We start from the raw sequence: 15,933 nt of genomic DNA, 5'->3' as shown, positions 1-15,933 counted from the left end.
TCGCGGTCGTTCCGGGTTTGAGCCCGTCTTCGACGTCGGCGGTCTTGAGCCAACCGGCCAGACATGACTCGCTGATGCCGAAGTCGGCGGCGATCTGTTTGAGCTGCTGGCCGGGTCCTCGGTTGCGGGCTACGCGCACGACGTCGTCGCGGAACTCTTTGGGGTAGGGCTTGGGCACGGGTTACATCCTTCCAGCAGTGCCGGTCGGCACCACAGATCAGATGTCACCTGCTCGTGCAGCAGTCCCCCACGTAGCGCTCGGCATTCAAGGGCAGGTCGAGGATTTTGCCGATGCAGTCGGCGCTCGACACCTCATGAACGAAAGGTTCTGGATGCGACATTTCGAGGCGGCGATAGAGAATCCCGATGCTAGATACAGTGTTATTCTGGATGGTGCCGAGATATCTGGAGCGATAGAGCGCAGTGCGGCACGAGCCAACAGGGACTTCTTCGCAGTTATCGCCGACCGCCAACCATCACCATTTGATTGGGAGATGTATCGACTGCAAACATCAGGTGCGGCAAGCCGTGCTACATTCTATCTAGGAGGACGTGTCGTTCCGAATCCATTCTCATAGGAGCCGTAGTGGAGTCAGGTAACCCCGAACAGTACTTGAATTACCCCCTCCCCCTGACGCTCGACCGCCATTTTGTTGTAGACTGCATCGCTCGCACTCACAGACAGCTACTGCTAAGGAGCGAAGTATTCAATCCGAATGGCATCAAATATGCCACGAGAGTGGATATTGTATTCAAAGTGGTGAAGGCGGTAAAGATGGTATTCATATTGCCGAAGCTGTCTATACGAAGTGCCACCGAATTCGAACTCGATCGAATCAAAGAAGAATGCGGGGAGGATGTATTCAGGCATGGCTACGAGAAGGCTTATATAATATCGGGTGGTCCACACGAAGGCTACATAGTAGCCAGTTCGGCGTTCTTCTCGGAGATCAACGAGAATGAACACCCGCAACCCATGTCGCTTCTTCATGATGTCGAACACAACTTTGCGCCTACCACGGTGTACGAATTGATACAGTAGTAGATGCATTTCCCCCGAGGGTTCAAATGTTCAACTCGGGTGCCAAGGACAGGTGGCCAGTACTTATTTCCTTGCAGTATGCGCCTCCATCGATAGTCATCGAGCTATTCTCGGATCTGTTCGAGCTATCGCTTGAAACGAATGACTCCATTGAATTAGCGTATGAACGAATGTTCCAACTCGATCGCAAGATCCTCAATAGGGAGATGTCGACGCATGTCGATCGGCTGCTGAGTCGCGCCGATCTTACATGGGAGGAGTACCGTCGAGTATGCGCGCTACTCGACAGATTTGGGTACGTCGATATGATTCGAGAGGTGGTTGATAAAGCCTCTGGATCTGATGATCCTGATATTCTCGAGGTGGTAGAGGATTATGGAAAGCTATGACTAGTGGACCGCTGGAGCGAAATGTCACGATATATAGTGCACGCGTTCGATATCGCCTTCGACGGACGCTTGTCCGCTAACCGAGGTTAGAATTCTGACAACAAGTTCACCGTTATCTTGACAGACCTGGCAGAACAAGGAGGGAGGGTCATGGAAGAATGCGTATTCCACGAGGTCTACACAGATGGTCGATACGCCTATGATCCGAGACTCTCCCAGACGCCGATTCCGCTCGGAGATTACCAAAGTGTCATGCGCAGCCTGAACCCAGGAATGAGCTGGCGATGAGTCACCCCTCATCGGAGGAGTCGCCGGGTATGGGGGTGATTCGAGTGCTGTCAATACTGGGTGAATTGGAATGGGCGCACATCGATGTTGGATACGATAAGTTTTCCAAACGCCGCACACCTCCATTCATTGTGTGGCGGTATGTAGATCCTGTGCAGGGCATCGATAATTCAATTACGAAAGGTGTGGCATCTTACCGTGGGACGGTGGATTGGGACGTAAAGAGTAATCGGCGAGGAAATTGGTTGATTCAACCCACTAGGGTTGCGATGGATTTTCTTCCTCGCCTCGGCGTCGGCTACGGAGAACTGCCCATAGAGATATCAAAAGTTGATCCAGATTTCTGTGAGTCGGCGATTTCAGATTTCAAACTCCTTCTGATGCACCTCGAAGACGTATGGCGCGGTGATTTAGCCTAGCTGGTAAGCCTTCGTGTGCAAGACTATTGAATTCTGCGAACTGCTTGCGATTCTGGCATGGGAGCACGGCGGAAAGATAGACAGGTGGCTCGGTATGGACTGAGCCCTTTTCATCCTGCCGCTGAACGGCGTTGCCCCGCAGCATGATTGGCGCCTCCCCGGCGTGCGAACTGGCGAAGCCCCTGGTAAGAGAGCTGATTACCACATCGACTCGTCCACCAGAGGCTTCCCTTGCTGTTTTACCGTGCCGCACTGCCGTTGTCATCTTCGACCCTGCACTTCGTCGCCGCCGTGATCCGGCGTCACCGCCGCGAGATCGGATCACGCTGGCGCGCGCTCGATCCAGGACAGCAAGCGATGCTTGTGCTGGTCTACCTGCGCAAAGGCGAACCGTTCACCGATCTGGCGGCCGGGTTCGAGATCTCCACGAGCACCGCCTGGCGCTACGTCGAGGAAACGACGACGCTGCTGTCAGAACAGGCGCCGGGATTGAGGTCCGCGTTGCGGAAGGCCAAAGCCGCAGGTCACAGCTATTTGATTCTGGACGGCACCGTAATCGCGATCGACCGAGTCGCCGCAGATCGTCCGTTCTACTCCGGCAAACACCGGTTACACGGGATGAACGTGCAGGTCCTGGCCTCGCCCGAGGGCGAGAAGGGCTACCAAGGCGTCGCGGGAGTTCTCACCCCGTACAAAGGGAGGAACAAGCCGGCCTCGCAGAAGCAAGCCAACCGCGCTCATGCCCGGCTACGCGGCCGCGGGGAGCGGGCGTTCGCCCAGCTCAAAGTATGGAAGATCCTGCGCAAGCTCCGTTGCTGCCCGGACAAGACCACCCGCCTGGTGAAGGCGATTAGCGTTCTCCAGGATCGCGAACGTCAAGCCGCGTCGGCAGGATGAAAAATGCTCACTATACGTCTGGCCAATGAACTTCTCGGCCGGTATGCGGGAGGATCTCCCGAATTCGGTCGCGGCTCGCGAGCAGCTATCGGGGGGTCAGGATGACACGTAGTGGGAGAGGATGCCCTGGACTTCGTAGATGTCTACCTGGCGGTTGAAGCGTTGTTTGATGGGGTCGGGGCTGCTGCTGATCCAGATGTAGAGCTCGGCGTCGAGGTCGAAGGTGCCTGCGGTTTCTACGGCGAAGTGGGTGATGGAGCGGTAGGGGATGCTGTGGTAGCTGACTTTGCGGCCGGTGACGCCCTGTTTGTCGACCATGATGAGGCGGCGGTTGGTGAAGAGCATGGCGTCGCGGACGAGGATGTAGGCGGCGTAGACCTGTTCGCCCTGGCCGAAGAGTTTGGCGTATTCCTGCTGGGCGGTGTTCGGGTCGATGCGGCCCGCGTTGCCCATCATGCCGTCGAGTAGGCCCATGGTGATGCTCCCGGTCTCAGTGGCGGTGGGCCCGCCAGGGTCGGGTTCCATTGTGGCGGAACCGAAGCGGGTTCGCGAGGGCCGCTCCAGACCTCGGTGACCCGACGATCCAGCCGAGTGAGCGCGGGGTGGCTGCCTCGCAGCGGTGCGGTGTCCGAACGTGGGTGCGCATTAACGCGCGTAATGCGCAACGTGGGGGGTGCGCAATGCGCGCGCAATGCGCGACTAACCTAGGCCCGTGCGCGTACTTGTCATCGGTTCCGGAGCCCGTGAACATGCCCTCGTCCTGGCGCTGCGCCGGGATCCCTCGGTGACGGCGGTGATCGCCGCCCCGGGTAATCCGGGGATCGGCCAGCACGCCGAACTGCGCCCGGTGGATCCGACCGCGGCCGAGGATGTCGCGGCGTTGGCCGCGGAAGTGGCCGCTGACCTGGTGGTCATCGGGCCGGAGGTGCCGCTGGTGCTCGGGGTGGCCGACGCGGTGCGCGCGGCGGGGTTCCCGGTGTTCGGCCCGTCGGCGGACGCGGCGCGGATCGAGGGGTCCAAGGCGTTCGCGAAGGACGTGATGGCGGTGGCGGGGGTGCGGACCGCGCACAGCGAGATCGTGGACACGCCGGCCGAGCTGGACGCGGCGCTGGACCGGTTCGGTCCGATCTGGGTGGTCAAGGACGACGGACTGGCCGCGGGCAAGGGTGTGGTGGTGACCGCCGACCGGCGCGCGGCCCGCGATCACGGCGCCGAACTGCTCGAGCAGGGACATCCGGTGCTACTGGAGTCGTTCCTCGACGGGCCGGAGGTGTCGCTGTTCTGCCTGGTCGACGGGGAGACCGTGGTGCCGCTGCTGCCCGCGCAGGATCACAAGCGGGTCGGTGACGGCGATACCGGGCCCAACACCGGCGGCATGGGCGCCTACACGCCGCTGCCGTGGTTGCCCGCGGAAACGCTGACCGAGATCGTCGAGGACGTGGTGAAGCCGGTGGCCGCCGAGCTCGTGGCGCGCGGCAGTTCGTTCTCCGGCCTGCTGTACGCGGGGCTGGCGATCGGCGCGAACGGGCCCGCCGTCGTCGAATTCAATTGCCGCTTCGGCGATCCCGAGACCCAGGCGGTGCTCGCGCTGCTGGACAGTCCGTTCGCCGAACTGCTGCACGCCACCGCGACCGGTCGCCTGGCCGAGGTCGAGGCGCCGCGCTGGAAGGACGGTTCGGCGATCACCGTTGTGCTGGCGGCGGAGAACTACCCGGCGCGACCGCGCACGGGTGATGTGATCACCGGTGCCGAGGACGGCGCGCTGGCGGGCGAAACCCTTGTGCTGCACGCCGGTACGGATCAGCGCGAGGACAAGGCGCTGGTGTCGGCGGGCGGGCGGGTGCTCAATGTGGTCGGTGTCGGCGCCGATCTCGCGCAGGCGCGGGAGCGGGCTTATGAACGGCTGGCCGGAATCAAATTGCCGGGCAGCCATTTCCGCACCGATATCGGCGCGACCGAAGTGGTTGTGCCCGAACGGCAGTAGCGGGCTGAACAGCGCGTGGTGGTCAGCGGTGGGAGGACCGCTGACCACCATCGAGCGAGGCGATGACTACGTGGCCGAAAGGTCGACGATCTCGGCGCCGGGAGCATTCGTCTGAATGGAGGCGATGCCTTTCTTGGCACCCTCTTTGCTCTCGTATCCCTGACTCTCGAGGACGATTTCACCGTTACCGGCCTTGAGGTGGAAGTGGAACTTCCCGGCCTTGTCCTTGAATACCTCGAACTTACCTGCCATGGTTGCCTCGCTTTTATTCGGAGGGAAACACTCGACAGGTTCCACCATAACTGTCTCGTAATGTCTGCGGTCTCAGCGTGATGTCAATCGAGACGCAATCCATGCATCGCCAACCAGGCCTGCGGATCCACATGTTGACCGTTTTGCACGATTTCGAAATGCAGGTGCGGGCCGGTGGAATCGCCGCGATTGCCGATGCGGGCGATCTGCATTCCGGCGGGCACGCGCTCGCCCTGGGAGACGAAGAAGTCGTACATGTGCCCATAGATGCTGATGGTGCCGTCGTCGTGGCGGATGCGCACCCACAGGCCGAAACCCTGGGCCGGACCGGCCTCGATCACGGTGCCGTCGGCGACGGCGTAGATGGGGCTGCCGATGGGGCCCGCGATGTCGATGCCGCGGTGCATGGTGCCCCAGCGCGAGCCGAAACCGGAGGTGAACGCGCCCTTGGCGGGCAGGCTGAAGCCGCCGACGGACGGGGTCGACCCGGGAACGAGGGCGCCGGGAACGACGGGCGCGCGCTGGCCCATCCAGTCCTGCCACTCGCCGGAAGCGGCGGCGGCCGCCTCGGCCTTGGCGCGTTCGAGGGTGGCGCGGGCCGCGGCGGCGACCACGTGCGCCTCGCGGCGCTTCTCGCCCGCGGCGATGGCGTCGAGCATGCGGGTGACCGACTGGGGGTTGGGCGGGAGCTGCGGGGGATAGGCGATGGCGACGTGCAGGGCCTCGCCCGGGGCGAGCGGGCGGTGGTCGGGACTCTGGTGGACGTGCGCGTCGGCGGTCGCGAGGACCGCGACGGCGAGCACCCCGGCGATCAGGACCCGCCGTTCGAGCAGGATCCGGCGCACGCGATCGCGGCTGGGCCTGCGCGCCCACAGCCCGTCGACCTGCTCTTTCGGTCGGCGCCAGAAGACCTCGCGCACCTCACCGGCGCGCAACTCGCCCGCGATCTCGCCCACGGCCGGATACCGCGCGGCCCACTGCGCCATCCGCGCGCGCGCCGCACCCTTGGCGGGCGACTGTTCGCGCCAATTCGACCGCAGGACACGGCCGTTGACGAGGGTCGGTCGGCGCGGCGCCCGGCGCGGGCCCGTCGAGTCGGTGGTGGACCGGCGCGCCCCGCAGTCCGACTCGGACTCGGGCGTTGCCTCGGCGACGGTGGATCGGCGCGCCCCGCAGTCCGACTCGGACTCGGGCGTTGCCTCGGCGACGGTGGATCGGCGCGTCCGGCTGATTGCTTCGGACCCGGGCGTCACCCCCGCGACATCGAGCGCTTCGGCGGAGGATTCGACGTCGGCGCCCGATGGCGTCTCGCGTCCGCTCCGCATCGTCGCCCTCCGCTTCATCCCACCCCCACGCCCCGCGCCCGACGGGACCGTGGTCGCGTCGGTGGCTGCGTATTCGCTGTCGGAGCCATTGTGCCGACCATATCTGTGTGTGTCCGCAATCGGGTGCTCTACCGTCTCTCGGGTGTCCAGAGAATCGCGCCGGTCGGCCATTGCCCCTTTCTACGTCATGGATGTCTGGAAAGCGGCAGCTGAGCGGGCCAGGTCGCACGGCGATGTGTTGGTGCTCGCGGCGGGCCAGCCCTCCACCCAGGCGCCCGCGCCGGTGTTGCGCGCGACGAAGGCCGCGATCGATCACGAATTGCTGGGCTACACAGAGACATTCGGGATCCTGCCGTTGCGGGAGGCGATCGCGGGACATCACCGCGAGACCTACGGCTACGACGTGCACCCGGACGAGGTGGTCGTGACGACGGGCTCCTCCGGCGCGTTCACTCTGATCTTCCTGGCGGCTTTCGATGTCGGCGACACGGTGGTGGTGGCGCGGCCGGGCTATCCGGCCTACCGCAACACGCTCTCGGCGCTGGGCTGCGAGGTGATCGAACTCGACTGCGGGGCGCAGACCCGCTTCCAGCCGACGGTGGCGATGCTCGAGGCGCTGGCGCAACCGCCCGCCGGTCTGGTGGTGGCCAGCCCGGCCAACCCGACCGGCACCATGATCGATCCGGTCGAACTCGCCGCGCTGGCGCGCTGGTGCGAGGCGCACGGCACGCTGCTGATCTCCGACGAGATCTACCACGGCATCACCTACGCCGGGTCGAGCACGCCGACCTCCTCGGCGTGGGAGTTCTCGCGCGAGTCGGTGGTGATCGGCTCGGTGTCGAAGTACTTCTCGATGACCGGCTGGCGGCTGGGCTGGATGCTGGCCCCGGCCGATCTGCGCCCGGCGCTGCAACGGTTGGCCTCGAACATGACCGTGTGCCCGCCGGCGATCTCGCAGTACGCGGCGGTGCACGCGTTCGGACCGGAAGCCAAGGATGAGCTGGACGCCCACGTTCGTCGCTACGCGCGCAACCGGGCGCTGCTGCTCGAGGGCCTGCCCGCGCTCGGCATCACCGACCTCGCCCCGGCCGACGGCGCCTTCTACGCCTACGCCGATATTGGACATTTGACCGACAATTCGCTCGAGTGGTGCGCGCGTCTGCTGGCCGAAACCGGGGTGGCGTTGGCGCCCGGCCTGGATTTCGACACCGACAATGGAAACCGCACGGTCCGTTTCTCCTTCGCAGGCGCCACAGACGACATCGCCGCAGCTCTGGACCGTCTGGCGCGGTTCCTGAAGGGGTGATCCGCACCCGTGTCAACAGTGATGTGCGACAACAACTTTGCGTAGTACGAACACTTCCGTGCCGGGATGCGGTAAAACTCAGTTATCCCGAATTCCAGTGTTTCCCCGATGACGATTGCGCACGGTTGAACTGATGATGACTGGCACTGCTGCACGGTGACCACCGCGACGACCCCCAAAGGCGAACGCCGTCGGCAAGCTCTCGTGGCGGCGGCGGCCGAGCTGTTGCTCGAGGGCGGCTTCGACGCGGTACGACATCGGTCGGTGGCCTCGCGAGCCGATCTTCCGCTCGCGTCGACCACCTACTACTTCGAATCACTGGAGGATCTGATCGCGCGCGCCGTCGAGTTCAGCGGCGCGATCGAACTCGACGCCATGCGGCGCCGGGTCGGCGAGGTCAGCCATCGCAGGCGCGGCACCGACGCGACCGTGGACCTGGTGCTCGACCTGCTGGTCGGTCCCGACGACAGCGACCTGGACGCGCGCGGACAGCTCATCGCCCGCTACGAACGCTCCGTCGCCTCGGCCCGCCACCCCGAGTTACGTGAGGTCCAGCTCCGACTACGCACGCAGCTCGAGGAACTGCTCGCCGACGTCCTGCGCCGCTCCGACCGGGTGGTGCGCCCCGAACAATTACGCAGGCTGGTGGCCGTCGTCGACGGCGCGGTGGTCGCCGCGCTGATCGAAGGTCACCCCGAACCCCGACGACCCGCCCGAGCCGGTCTGCTGGAAATGATCGACATCGTCGCCCCGCCCGTGGTGCCGAACATGATGCCCTCCCAGCCCGAGCGGGTGCGGCAATTAGACTGAGTGCTCGTGAGCCTCGTCCCGAATGTCCTCGCCACCCGATACGCCAGCCCGGAGCTCGTCGCGCTCTGGTCGCCCGAGAACAAGATCGTGCTCGAGCGCAGGCTGTGGCTGGAGGTGCTGCGCGCGCAGGCCGAACTCGGAATCGACGTCCCCGCCGGGGTTGTCGAGGACTACGAACGCGTCATCGACCAGGTGGATCTGGCCTCGATCGCCGAGCGTGAGCGGGTCACCCGCCACGATGTGAAGGCGCGTATCGAGGAGTTCAACGCGCTGGCCGGGCACGAGCACGTGCACAAGGGCATGACCAGCCGCGACCTCACCGAGAACGTCGAGCAGTTGCAGATCCGGCTGTCGCTCGAGCACGTCTACAACCACGGCGTCGCCATCGCGGCGCGGCTGGCCGAGCGGGCCGCCGAGTACCAGACGCTGGTGATGGCCGGACGCTCGCACAATGTCGCCGCGCAGGCCACCACGCTGGGCAAGCGCTTCGCCTCGGCCGCCGACGAGATGCTGGTGGCGCTGGCCCGGGTGCGTGACCTGATCGACCGCTACCCGCTGCGCGGGATCAAGGGCCCGATGGGCACCGCCCAGGACATGCTCGACCTGCTCGACGGTGACGCCAACAAGCTCGCCGCGCTCGAGCAGCAGGTGGCGGGCCACCTCGGCTTCGCGACCGTGTTCACCAGCGTGGGCCAGGTGTACCCGCGTTCGCTCGATCACGATGTGCTCTCCGCGCTGGTGCAGATGGGCGCGGGGCCGTCGTCGTTCGCGCACACGATTCGCCTGATGGCGGGCCACGAGCTGGTCACCGAGGGCTTCCAGCCGGGGCAGGTCGGCTCCTCGGCGATGCCGCACAAGATGAACACCCGGTCCTGCGAGCGGGTGAACGGCCTGCAGGTGATCCTGCGCGGCTACGGCTCGATGGCGGCCGAGCTGGCGGGTGCCCAGTGGAACGAGGGCGACGTGTTCTGCTCGGTGGTGCGCCGCGTCGCGCTGCCGGACGCGTTCTTCGCCATCGACGGACAGTTCGAGACCTTCCTGACCGTGCTGGCCGAGTTCGGCGCCTACCCGGCGGTGGTCTCGCGCGAGCTCGATCGTTACCTGCCGTTCCTGGCCACCACCCGCATCCTGATGGCGGCCGTGCGCGCCGGCGTGGGTCGCGAGACCGCGCACGAGGTCATCAAGGAGCACGCGGTGGCGGTGGCGCTGGCCATGCGCGAGCAGGGCCGCGAGCCGGATCTGCTCGATCGCCTGGCCGCCGACGAGCGGATGCCGCTGGATCGCGCGGGGCTCGATGCCGCGCTGGCCGACAAGGGCGCGTTCATCGGCGCGGCGTCGGACCAGGTGTCCGAGGTCGTCGCGCAGGTGCAGAAGCTGGTCGAGGCCAACCCCGAGGCCGCGCGCTACACGCCGTCGCCGATTCTGTAAGCGGTCTTCGAGGCCCGTCAGGGCCGCGAACCCGCGGCGCCAGCCGCAGGAGGACACTGTGAATCCGTACACGATCTTCGCCGACATCATCGCCGGGGCGGCCCCTTCCTCGAAGGTTTACGAGGACGACGAGGTCCTCGCCTTCATGGACATTCGTCCTGTGACGCCGGGACACGTGCTGGTGGTGCCCAAGGTGCCCGCGCCGAGCCTGGCCGACCTCGATCCCGCGTTGGGCGGCAAGCTCTTTCAGGTGGGCCAGCGGATCGCCGCGGCCTTGCGCGGCAGCGAGGTGGCCGCCGACGGGGTGAATTTCTTTCTCGCCGACGGGGTTACGGCAGGCCAGGAGGTTTTCCACGTGCACCTGCATGTGATTCCGCGCAGGCCCGGTGACGGATTCGGTTTGCGGGCGCGGCCGACCTCGCCCGCGCGGGCCGATCTGGACTACCTGGCGGGGTCCATTCGCGGCGCGCTGACCTGAATTTTCCGGCGAAGCGGGCAGAGCGAACCGGATAGTTTGCTGAAGAAACGCTTGAATCTCCGAATATCGCTAGCCAGTTCACCTGTGGTTTACTTTGGGCAGTCATTGGCATGCGGTTATGGAGGGTAGATCGTGCGTCGTACAGGTGTAGCTACAGCAGTGCTGGCTCTGGCCCTGGCATTGATAGGTCCGGTGGTCACCCAACCCGCGACCGCGTCCGCCGCGCAGATAGTCGGGGTCAACGTCATGACCCCCTATCGCACCGCGATCACCGTGACCTCGCCCGCGATGGGGCGCAATATCGATCTCCAGGTGCTGCACCCGGCGGGTGGGGGTTCGCGCGGCACGTACTACCTGCTCGACGGCCTCGACCCCGGCATCGGCCAGAGCACCTGGACCAACGCCACCGACGCCGAAGCCTTCTTCCGCGGCAAGAACGTCAACGTGGTGCTGCCGATGGGCGGTCAGGCCAGCTACTACACCGACTGGGTCTCCGACGATCCGCGTTTCGGCCGGTACAAGTGGGAAACCTTCCTCACCAGGGAGCTACCCGGCCTGATCGACAGCCGGTTCAACGGCAACGGCGTCAACGGCATCGGCGGGCTGTCGATGGGCGGCAACGCGGCCTACATCCTGGCCGCGCGCAATCCCGGCCTGTATCGCGCGGTCGCGGGGTACAGCGCGTGTCCCGATATTGCGATGGCGGCGGGCGCGATGATGTTCTCCATCGCCAATCGCGGCGGCAACCCGGTCAATATGTGGGGCGCGCCCGGCAGTCCGGAATGGGCGGCGCACGACCCGGCCCTGATGATCGAGGGGCTGCGCGGCAAGGCGCTGTACCTGTCCACCGGTACCGGGATCCCCGGCCCGCACGAGGCCGAACTCAAGCCGACCCTGGCCGAGAACATCTTCCTCGGCGGGCCGATCGAGCTCGGCGTGAACACCTGCATGGTGGCGTTCGACCAGCGGCTGCGGGCCTCGGGCATCGGGGCGAAGATCGACTACCACCCGGTCGGCACGCACTCGTGGTCCTACTGGCAGGACGCGCTGCACCACTCCTGGCCGGTGATCGGTTCCGCGCTCGGGGCCTGAGCCTTCGCGACGCGACCCGGTTCGACACCTGTCGAGCCGGGTCGCTGTGCGTTCAGCGCCGGGACGAGCGGACTACGGCGCCCGCGATCACCGCGAGGAGTGACAGGCCGACGACGATCAGGACGTAACCGGCTGGGAAGCCGAGGATTTCGACGTATTCCTTGGTGATCACGCGCTCGCGCACGGGAGTGTCGGCGGCGGCGGGGGCGAGGAGGAAGTCGCTGGTGATCGCGGCGGGGTCGGGGATGCCGATCGTGAGTTCGGTGAGGTAGTTCTTGCCCGCCGCAAGAGATTTCAGGTCCGGGTCGGTGAGTTCGGTGATGGGGGAGGCGAAGTCGGTGACGGTGTACTGGGTCGCGGTGTCGGGGTCGGTGCGGGTGATGCGGTGGTCGCTGAAGACGTAGAGGTGCACCGACTGGGGTGTGGTCGCGGCGGCGGACATGCGCATCGGGTAGACCAGGCGGTCGGAATCGAAGGTGAGGCGGACCGGATCCAGCGCGCCCGACAGGGGTTTCGCGCTGGTGAGTCGCATGGCGACGAAGGACCAGCCCTCGCGCAGATACGGGTCGAGGGTGGCGCTCACCTCGGGGCGGAGCTGATAGTCGTTGGCGGACAGCCACTCTCGGACGCCGGTGAGATCACCGCCACGCAGGGTGGTGGCTTCCAATGGGCCGAGCTGGACCTGACCGAGTACCTCGGGGCCCGAACCCGGTGCGGCGCCCGATGTTTCGCCGGAGCGGGAATCGCTGCCGAACCAGTCGTACTCGGTGACGCGCTCGGGGGCGGTCAGGCGGGACAGTTCGGTGAAGGAGGCCGCGGTGGCGGCCGTGACGGTGGCGGGCGTGGGGGTGGGGACGATGAGGGCCGCGTCGGCGCCGTCGAACCGCATACCGAGGCGCATCAGGATGGTCTCGCGCCGGCCGTCCCAGCCCAGCACCGCCGTCTCACTGTCCACCCGCGCCGAACCGTCCCCGCTGACCACACCGCCACAGGCGCACGCGCCCGCGGGCACGACCGCCCCCACCCCGGCCGCCAGCACCACGCCGGCGGTGACGAACAACGAACGAATCGCATACCGCTTCCCCATGCGAGCAGGCTACGCAGGATGCCCGCGCGGGGGATGCGCGAAACTACTCACCCGGACCGGTTGGCGGGCCCGGGAGCAACGTGGCGACTACGGTGGACACATGGCTGGCGAGAATCAGACGGTGGCGGCACCGATCGCGAAGCGGGTGCCCGCCGAACGGGTGCACCACGGCGACACGTTCGTCGACGACTACGAGTGGCTGCGGGACAAGGAAGATCCCGAGGTCATCGCCTATCTGGAGGCGGAGAACGCCTTCACCGCGGCGCAGACCGATCAGCTGGCGCCGCTGCGGGACAAGATCTTCGACGAGATCAAGGCCCGCACCCAGGAGACCGACCTGTCGGTGCCGACCAGGCTCGGCGACTACTGGTACTACTCGCGCAGTTTCGAGGGCAAACAGTACGGCGTGCACTGCCGCTGTCGGATCGACGCGAGCGCCGAGGGCATCGACGCGTGGACGCCGCCGCAGCTCGAGGCGGGGACCGTGATCGAGGGCGAACAGGTGCTGCTCGACAGCAACGTCCTCGCCGAGGGTCTCGACTTCTTCGCGCTCGGCGCGTTCTCGCTGAGCCACGACGGCAACCTGCTGGCCTACTCGGTCGACAGCACCGGCGACGAGCGCTACGCGCTGCGGATCAAGGACCTGCGCACCGGTGAGCTGCTGCCCGACGAGGTCGCGGGCGTCGCGCCGGGGGCGACCTGGTCGCTGGACGGCACGCACATCTTCTATCAGACCGTCGACGAGTCGTGGCGCCCCGACACCGTGTGGCGCCACCGCGTCGGCACCGACGCCGACGCCGACGTGAAGGTCTTCCACGAGCCCGACGAGCGGTACTGGGTGAGCGTGGGGGCGACCCGGTCCGAGAAGTACCTGATGATCTGGCTCGGGTCCAAGATCACCACCGAGGGTTGGGTGCTGGAATCGGAGAACCCCGAGGGCGAGTTCCGGGTGCTGCTGCCGCGGCGCGAGGGCGTGGAGTACTCGGCCGAGCACGCGGTGATCGCGGGCGAGGACAAGTTCCTGATCCTGCACAACGACGTGGTCGACGGGGTGAAGGCGGAGAACTTCGTGCTCGCCGTGGCCCCGGCCGATGACCCGTCGGCGATGACGACGCTGATCGGACATCGCGACGACGTGCGCCTGGAGGACATCGACGCCTTCGCCAACCACCTGGTGCTCGGTTACCGGCGTGGCGCGCTGCCCCGGCTGGCCGTGTGGCCGCTCACCGCCGAGGGTCTCGGAGAGCTCACCGAACTCGACTTCGGGCTCGAATTGTTCTCCGCCGGTGCGGGTTCCAGTCCCGAGTGGGAGCAGCCGACGCTGCGGGTCGGGGTGACCTCGTTCATCACGCCGATGCAGGTGTTCGACTATGTGCCCGCCACCGGCGAGCTGATCCTGCGCAAGGAACAGCCGGTGCTCGGCGGCTACGACGCGAACGACTATGAGCAGCACCGGGATTGGGCCATCGCGGCCGACGGGACCCGGGTGCCCATCTCGATCATCAAGCGTCGGGGCCTGCCCGAGGGTCCGAAACCCGTGCTGCTGTACGGCTACGGCTCCTACGAGGCCAGCATCGACCCGTCGTTCTCGGTCTCGCGCCTGTCGCTGCTCGATCGCGGCATGGTGTTCGCGGTGGCGCACGTGCGCGGCGGCGGCGAGATGGGCCGGCTCTGGTACGAGCACGGCAAGACGCTGCTGAAGAAGAACACCTTCACCGACTTCGTCTCCTGCGCACAGCATCTCGTCGACACCGGCGCCACCGCACCGGACCGCCTGATCGCCGACGGCGGCAGCGCGGGCGGGTTGCTGATGGGCGCGGTGGCCAACCTGGCACCGGAACTGTTCACCGGCATCCTCGCCAACGTCCCCTTCGTGGACCCCCTCACCTCCATCCTCGACCCGTCCCTGCCGCTGACGGTGATCGAATGGGACGAGTGGGGAAACCCGTTGGCGGACAGGGACGTCTACGAGTACATGAAGTCGTACTCGCCCTATGAGAACGTCGAATCCAAGAGCTACCCGGCCATCCTGGCCATCACCAGCCTCAACGACACCCGCGTGCTCTACGTGGAACCGGCCAAGTGGGTCGCCAAGCTGCGCGCCACCAAGATCGGCGACAACGAGGTCCTGCTGAAAACGGAGATGACCGCGGGCCACGGCGGCGTGAGCGGCCGCTACGAGAAGTGGAAGGAAGTCGCCTTCGAGTACGCGTGGGTACTCGACCGCGTCGGCCTCGCGGACGCGTAACCGTCCGAGACCGGGCCCCGGCTGACTCCAGCCGGGGCCCGGTCTCGTCGTCATGGCCCGGTTTCGGCGCCAGGAGTTTGCCGAGCAGGTGCTGCACTGGCAGCGGTGGTGAGTGGTGCGCGGGAGTTCGTTCCGGTGTCATCGGGGCTGCACTCGGGTGTCACTTCGGGCTGACATCGTGGGTGCATGAACGGTGAGTTGATCGTTTCGGTGTCGGGGATTCGGGACACGACCCGTGATGCGGCGATCGAGTTCGCGGGGGAGATGGACGCGCGGGGCGTGCGGTTGTCGCTGTTGGTCGCGCCGCGGTTGAAGGGGAAGTATCGGCTGGTCGACGATCCGGCGACGCAGTCGTGGTTGCGGGGGCGTCGGCATGTCGGTGACGCGATCGTGCTGCACGGGTACGACCAGGCGGCGACCAAGACCCGGCGCGCGGAGTTCGCGACGCTGCCCCGGCACGAGGCCACGTTGCGGTTGAAGGCCGCCGATCGGGTGATGGAGCGGGTGCAGTTGCGGACTCGGCTGTTCGCCGCCCCGCGCTGGGACGCCTCGGCCGGTGCGCTGGCCGCGCTGCCCGAGGTGGGATTTCGGATGGCGTTCGGGCTCACCAGCATGCTCGACCTGGAACGTGATGTGGCGCAGCGGGCGCGGGTGTACGGGATCGGCGAGGGTTTTCGGGCCGAGCCGTGGTGGTGCCGGGCGCTGGTGATGGGCGCCGCCAGGACCGCGCGACGCGGTGGGGTGCTGCGCTTGGCGGTGTCGGCGGCGCAGTTGCAGCGCTCCGGCCCGCGCCAGGCGATGTTCGACGCGGTCGATCTCGCGCTGTATCACGGTGCGCGCAGCGAGGTCTACCGCTGGGAACCCGCCGTCGCCCATCGAGCCGCCTGA

16 protein-coding genes are annotated in these 15,933 nt (G+C 66.2%); 12 read left to right on the top strand and 4 right to left on the bottom strand.

Annotation, left to right across the window (positions count from 1 at the left end; all coding sequences use genetic code 11):
• Positions 1–197: 197 nt before the first annotated feature.
• The 4 genes from ACFP3H_RS02660 to ACFP3H_RS02645 all read left to right on the top strand — a co-directional run bounded on the left by ACFP3H_RS02660 (position 198) and on the right by ACFP3H_RS02645 (position 3,035).
• Entirely contained in the window at positions 198–578 is a 381-nt protein-coding gene (locus ACFP3H_RS02660) for a hypothetical protein (RefSeq protein WP_378598936.1), read from the top strand.
• Between the two features lie 8 nt (positions 579–586).
• Positions 587–1,042: a hypothetical protein gene (locus tag ACFP3H_RS02655; protein WP_378598933.1), complete on the top strand. Its 456-nt coding sequence runs from the start codon at positions 587–589 to the stop codon at positions 1,040–1,042.
• A 673-nt stretch (positions 1,043–1,715) separates the two neighbouring features.
• Positions 1,716–2,138, top strand: a complete 423-nt coding sequence (locus ACFP3H_RS02650) for a hypothetical protein (RefSeq protein ID WP_378598931.1) — start codon at positions 1,716–1,718, stop codon at positions 2,136–2,138.
• Positions 2,139–2,369: 231 nt separating this feature from the next.
• Positions 2,370–3,035, top strand: a complete 666-nt coding sequence (locus ACFP3H_RS02645) for a transposase family protein (RefSeq protein ID WP_378598928.1) — start codon at positions 2,370–2,372, stop codon at positions 3,033–3,035.
• 96 nt (positions 3,036–3,131) lie between these two features.
• On the opposite strand, the gene ACFP3H_RS02640 is transcribed toward ACFP3H_RS02645, so the two are convergent.
• On the bottom strand, positions 3,132–3,509 hold the full coding sequence (locus tag ACFP3H_RS02640; protein WP_378599630.1) for a PH domain-containing protein: 378 nt from the start codon (positions 3,507–3,509) through the stop codon (positions 3,132–3,134).
• Between the two features lie 238 nt (positions 3,510–3,747).
• On the opposite strand from ACFP3H_RS02640, the gene purD reads away from it, so the two are divergent.
• Positions 3,748–5,019 carry a phosphoribosylamine--glycine ligase gene (purD, locus tag ACFP3H_RS02635; protein ID WP_378598925.1) on the top strand — a complete coding sequence of 424 codons (1,272 nt, stop codon included), beginning with the start codon at positions 3,748–3,750 and terminating at the stop codon, positions 5,017–5,019.
• A 66-nt stretch (positions 5,020–5,085) separates the two neighbouring features.
• Here purD and ACFP3H_RS02630 read toward each other — a convergent pair whose 3' ends face one another.
• The gene (locus ACFP3H_RS02630) at positions 5,086–5,271 is read right to left on the bottom strand and encodes a YegP family protein (RefSeq protein ID WP_378598922.1); all 186 of its coding nucleotides are present in this window, start codon (positions 5,269–5,271) and stop codon (positions 5,086–5,088) included.
• An 83-nt stretch (positions 5,272–5,354) separates the two neighbouring features.
• Entirely contained in the window at positions 5,355–6,596 is a 1,242-nt protein-coding gene (locus ACFP3H_RS02625) for a M23 family metallopeptidase (RefSeq protein ID WP_378598920.1), read from the bottom strand.
• A gap of 142 nt (positions 6,597–6,738) precedes the next feature.
• Here ACFP3H_RS02625 and ACFP3H_RS02620 point away from each other — a divergent pair, with 142 nt between their 5' ends.
• The 5 genes from ACFP3H_RS02620 (at position 6,739) to ACFP3H_RS02600 (ending at position 11,710) form a co-directional block, all read left to right on the top strand.
• Positions 6,739–7,902, top strand: a complete 1,164-nt coding sequence (locus ACFP3H_RS02620; RefSeq protein ID WP_378598917.1) for a pyridoxal phosphate-dependent aminotransferase — start codon at positions 6,739–6,741, stop codon at positions 7,900–7,902.
• Between the two features lie 156 nt (positions 7,903–8,058).
• Positions 8,059–8,712 (top strand): TetR/AcrR family transcriptional regulator, encoded by a 654-nt coding sequence (locus ACFP3H_RS02615; RefSeq protein ID WP_378598914.1) that lies wholly within the window; start codon positions 8,059–8,061, stop codon positions 8,710–8,712.
• 6 nt (positions 8,713–8,718) lie between these two features.
• A complete protein-coding gene (purB, locus tag ACFP3H_RS02610) occupies positions 8,719–10,140 on the top strand; it encodes an adenylosuccinate lyase (RefSeq protein WP_378598911.1) in 1,422 nt (473 codons plus the stop codon).
• A gap of 58 nt (positions 10,141–10,198) precedes the next feature.
• Complete coding sequence (locus tag ACFP3H_RS02605; protein ID WP_378598908.1) at positions 10,199–10,618, top strand: HIT family protein; 420 nt, start codon at positions 10,199–10,201, stop codon at positions 10,616–10,618.
• 159 nt (positions 10,619–10,777) lie between these two features.
• The gene (locus ACFP3H_RS02600) at positions 10,778–11,710 is read left to right on the top strand and encodes an alpha/beta hydrolase (RefSeq protein WP_378598906.1); all 933 of its coding nucleotides are present in this window, start codon (positions 10,778–10,780) and stop codon (positions 11,708–11,710) included.
• A 52-nt stretch (positions 11,711–11,762) separates the two neighbouring features.
• On the opposite strand, the gene ACFP3H_RS02595 is transcribed toward ACFP3H_RS02600, so the two are convergent.
• Complete coding sequence (locus ACFP3H_RS02595; RefSeq protein WP_378598903.1) at positions 11,763–12,797, bottom strand: DUF2330 domain-containing protein; 1,035 nt, start codon at positions 12,795–12,797, stop codon at positions 11,763–11,765.
• Positions 12,798–12,897: 100 nt separating this feature from the next.
• Between ACFP3H_RS02595 and ACFP3H_RS02590 the strand changes: the two genes are divergently transcribed.
• The gene (locus tag ACFP3H_RS02590; protein WP_378598900.1) at positions 12,898–15,045 is read left to right on the top strand and encodes a S9 family peptidase; all 2,148 of its coding nucleotides are present in this window, start codon (positions 12,898–12,900) and stop codon (positions 15,043–15,045) included.
• Between the two features lie 186 nt (positions 15,046–15,231).
• Positions 15,232–15,933, top strand: coding sequence for a DUF2334 domain-containing protein (locus tag ACFP3H_RS02585; protein ID WP_378598897.1), 702 nt, complete (start codon positions 15,232–15,234; stop codon positions 15,931–15,933).

This window comes from Nocardia lasii, from assembly GCF_042658545.1.
Taxonomy (GTDB): domain Bacteria; phylum Actinomycetota; class Actinomycetes; order Mycobacteriales; family Mycobacteriaceae; genus Nocardia; species Nocardia lasii.
The sequence above is the reverse complement of the archived record's forward strand: the minus strand, read 5'-3'. Positions and strand labels throughout refer to the sequence as shown.